At 63.4% G+C, this 3,458-nt stretch carries 4 protein-coding genes and 1 pseudogene; 3 read left to right on the plus strand and 2 right to left on the minus strand.

Annotated elements, in window-relative coordinates; all coding sequences use genetic code 11:
• A pseudogene (locus X803_RS22220) lies at positions 1-465 on the minus strand (hypothetical protein); the annotation flags it as partial.
• A gap of 109 nt (positions 466-574) precedes the next feature.
• Entirely contained in the window at positions 575-841 is a 267-nt protein-coding gene (locus tag X803_RS0108370) for a GlsB/YeaQ/YmgE family stress response membrane protein (RefSeq protein ID WP_026544790.1), read from the minus strand.
• Between the two features lie 326 nt (positions 842-1,167).
• Here X803_RS0108370 and X803_RS0108375 point away from each other — a divergent pair, with 326 nt between their 5' ends.
• From X803_RS0108375 to X803_RS0108385, 3 genes are all read left to right on the plus strand, one after another.
• Positions 1,168-1,425 carry a DUF6458 family protein gene (locus X803_RS0108375; protein ID WP_026544791.1) on the plus strand — a complete coding sequence of 86 codons (258 nt, stop codon included), beginning with the start codon at positions 1,168-1,170 and terminating at the stop codon, positions 1,423-1,425.
• A 203-nt stretch (positions 1,426-1,628) separates the two neighbouring features.
• The gene (locus X803_RS0108380) at positions 1,629-2,396 is read left to right on the plus strand and encodes a DeoR/GlpR family DNA-binding transcription regulator (RefSeq protein ID WP_026544792.1); all 768 of its coding nucleotides are present in this window, start codon (positions 1,629-1,631) and stop codon (positions 2,394-2,396) included.
• A complete protein-coding gene (locus X803_RS0108385) occupies positions 2,393-3,373 on the plus strand; it encodes a 1-phosphofructokinase family hexose kinase (RefSeq protein ID WP_026544793.1) in 981 nt (326 codons plus the stop codon). The genes X803_RS0108380 and X803_RS0108385 overlap by 4 nt, the downstream gene beginning before the upstream one ends.
• The last annotated feature ends 85 nt before the right edge of the window (positions 3,374-3,458 follow it).

Below are 3,458 nucleotides of genomic sequence, written 5' to 3' on the forward strand. Positions count from 1 at the left end.
CGGCGCGGACGAGCCGATGGTTGCCTGGATCAGTGCAGACCCTTCTTCTCCCATGAGGATGCCCATGATGAGGGTCCGTGCGCGCTCCGGATCGTCAGTGGAGATGCCGTGAAGCTCGGCCACCGACTGCGCATACAGCGCCGTCGCCTCAAGGAAGCCGACGGTCGCAGCGGCCGACAGCCCGAGTGAAACCACCGTCCCGATTGCAGGCACGACGGCGGTGCCTCCTACCGCGGCGCCGGCCGTTGTGATTGCAACAAGGTAATCCCGCTCTAGTTTTGCGTTCAGTTCAGCGGCGGTCGCGGAGGGGTATTTTCTCCGCAGTCTCCGAATGTTTGCAAGAACCAGAGGTCGCTGAATGTCGATAGCCCGTTCCACCACGCGCTGGACACCCGGTTTAGGTTGGCCATGCCGGTCGAATACCGCTCCGCTGGCAAATTTTCCCGCGGGGTTGAAGCGTGCCATTACTGATCCTTCCCTAGGGTTACTCAAGTGTGGCTGGTGCGCACCGAAAAGTCGCGCAAAAAGCCCCGCCGGATGAGACCGACGGGGCGTTTTAGTGCGTCACACCCAATTAGGCGTGCGAGCGATTCTTGGTGATAGCTCCGTAGACGAGGAGGACGATGATCGCTCCGCCGATGGCCAGCAGCCACGAGGAAAGCGAGAAGAACTCATTCACTCCGACACCGAAGAGCAGGTTGCCCAGGAATCCTCCCAGAAGGGCTCCAACCACGCCGAGAACAAGCGTGATGAGCCAGCCGCCACCCTGGCGTCCGGGCAGAATCATCTTGGCGATGGCGCCCGCAATAAGACCGAGAAGAAGAAATGCGAGGAAATTCATGAAGTGCTCCTTTATCGAATGTTCGATTTCACGGTGCACCGAAGTGCAACTACTTACCACCCTACTTCATCAGTGCGCTTAGTAATAGCTTACGCCCCTGCCAGTGGAACCATTAAACTCCTGCTCCGACAGTTTGCAACCCCCCGTAATCAAAACTTCACCGTTAGGTCGGGATGTGGCCCCGCTGGATAATTTCGCCGCGCCGCCCGAGCCACTCGAACCGGCAGCCAAGTATGCTGATTACATAGCGCGATATTCGCAACCCACCGTGGCTACTGCACTAACCACAAAAACTTCACGGCGGGTCAAATCAAGGAGTAGTTGGCATGAGAATCGGTTCCTCCATCGTCCTGATTGCACTCGGTGCAATCCTGGCCTTCGCCGTCGCAGACAATCTCGTGAACTTCATCGATCTCACCCTGGTGGGCTACATCCTGATGGGAGTGGGCATCCTGGGGCTTATCGTGTCCCTGCTCATGAACGCACCCCGCAGCCAGCGGCGTGTCAGCGAATCCAGGACCGTCCAGGATCCCAACACCGGCGAGCAGATTACCCGCAACGAGACCCGCGATGGCGGCATCTGACCTGTCCGCCTGTTTGGCCGGCGAGTCAGCCGGCCCCACCGTGAAGCCACCTGCATCCCTGCGGGTGGCTTCCTGCTTTAACGCCACAGCGTCAAAAATTGAATTTGGGTTTGACTCCGTTTTTGATTGACAGGCAAACACAAACACAGATAGAGTCACTGAAACACACATTCATGTGATTGCCGTCACCCGTAAGGAGTCCCGTGTTCGCCGAAGAACGCTACAACAGGATCGCCACGCTGGTTGCGTCCGAGGGGCGGGTCACGGTCGCACAGCTCGCCGCCCGTTTCAACATCACCAAGGAGACAGTCCGCCGCGACCTGGCACTCCTGGAGAAGGACGGGCTTCTGCGCCGCGTCCATGGTGGCGCGGTCCCGGCGGCGAGCGCCAGCACCAGTGAGCTCAGCCTGACCAGCCGCGAGGGACGCAACCAGGCCGAGAAGGCGCGCATCGCCAAGGCGGCGCTGGGGATGGTTCCAGCTGAGGGCTCCATAGTGCTCGACGGCGGCACCACCACCGGTTACCTGGCGGGGCTCCTCGCGCAGGAAGCCGTTGACCAGCTGCTCATCATCACCCATTCGGTGCCGGTAGCCCACACCCTGATCGGTTCATCGCTGCAGGTTGAGTTCATCGGCGGCCGCGTCCGCAGCCTCACCAGTGTGTGCGTGGGCAGCGGCACGGTGGCGCGGTACAGCGGATTCCGGCCGGACGTCGTTTTCATTGGAACCAACGGAGTGCACCCGGAATTCGGGCTCAGCACCCCAGACCCTGAGGAGGCCTCCGTGAAGGCTGCAATCGTTCAATCAGCACGCCGCGTCGTCGTTCTGGCGGACGCGTCGAAACTGGACGCGCAGACGCTCGTCGGTTTCGCCGGACTCACCGAGATCGACGCGCTCATCACCGACGCCCAGCCCGAACCGGCGCTCGCGCGGGCACTGGCGGATGCCGATGTAGAGCTGGTGATCGCATGATCATCACCCTGACCGCCAATCCCAGCCTCGACCGCACCATCGAGCTTGCCGCTCCCCTTGCCCGCGGCGCAGTTCAGCGCGCAACGGCCAACCGCCAGGAATCCGGCGGCAAGGGCGTCAACGTGTGCCGCGCTCTGTCGGCGGGCGGCGCGGACACCCTCGCCATCCTGCCCGGCCATGACAATGACCCGGTGCTTGTGGGCCTTCAGGCCGCCGGCGTGCCGTACCGCAACCTGCCCATTGCAGCGGCACTGCGCAGCAATGTGACCATCACGGAACCCGACGGCACCACCACCAAGATCAACGAGCCCGGCCCCGCGCTGAACCGGCAGGAAGCCGACGCACTCATCGATCTGGTGGTACACCTGTCCGACGGCGCCCGATGGCTGGTGCTCGCGGGGTCCCTACCGCCGGGACTTGAGTCCGATTTCTACGCCGCAGTGGTGCGCGCGGTCAGGACGCGGCATGGCGACCGGGCACCACTGATCGCCCTTGATGCCTCCGAGGCTGCGTTGATTGCCGCCATTGAGGGCGGCGCCGCTCCTGATCTGCTCAAGCCGAACGCAGAGGAGCTCTCCCAGCTCACCGGACTCGGTGCAGGAGACAGCCTGGAAGACGAACAGGAACTCGCCGTGGAGGCCGCCACCCGGTTACTCGGCCGCGGCATCGGCGCCGTGCTTGCGACCCTCGGGTCCAAGGGCGCCCTGCTGGTCACCGCGGAGGGTGCCTGGCATGCCCAGCACCCACCCATCACTGCCATCTCGACCGTCGGCGCGGGAGACTCCGCGCTGGCCGGCTACCTTCTGGCGCATACCGGCGGCGCCGGCGCCCCCGACTGCCTTCGCCAGGCGGTGGCCCACGGTTCGGCCGCGGCCTCCCTGCCGGGATCCACCGTGCCCGCCATGCACCAGACCACGCCCGACGCCGTCACGGTACGGGCGCTCACCCCAGCCAACACGTCCCCCAACCACCCATAACCCCCAAAGGAATTCCGATGTCCGCAATGATTACGCCAGAACTTGTCGTCCTCGACAAGTCGCTGGGCAATGACCGCGCCGGCGT

The sequence above is a fragment of the Arthrobacter sp. 35/47 genome (assembly GCF_000520475.1).
GTDB classification, from domain to species: Bacteria; Actinomycetota; Actinomycetes; order Actinomycetales; family Micrococcaceae; genus Arthrobacter_D; species Arthrobacter_D subterraneus.

Bases quoted from the DNA above. Each gene is read 5' to 3' on its own strand.
- X803_RS0108385 (WP_026544793.1), top strand. From the start codon at position 2,393: ATGATCATCACCCTGACCGCCAATCCCAGCCTCGACCGCACCATCGAG.
- X803_RS0108375 (WP_026544791.1), top strand. From the start codon at position 1,168: ATGAGAATCGGTTCCTCCATCGTCCTGATTGCACTCGGTGCAATCCTG.
- X803_RS0108370 (WP_026544790.1), bottom strand. From the start codon at position 841: ATGAATTTCCTCGCATTTCTTCTTCTCGGTCTTATTGCGGGCGCCATC.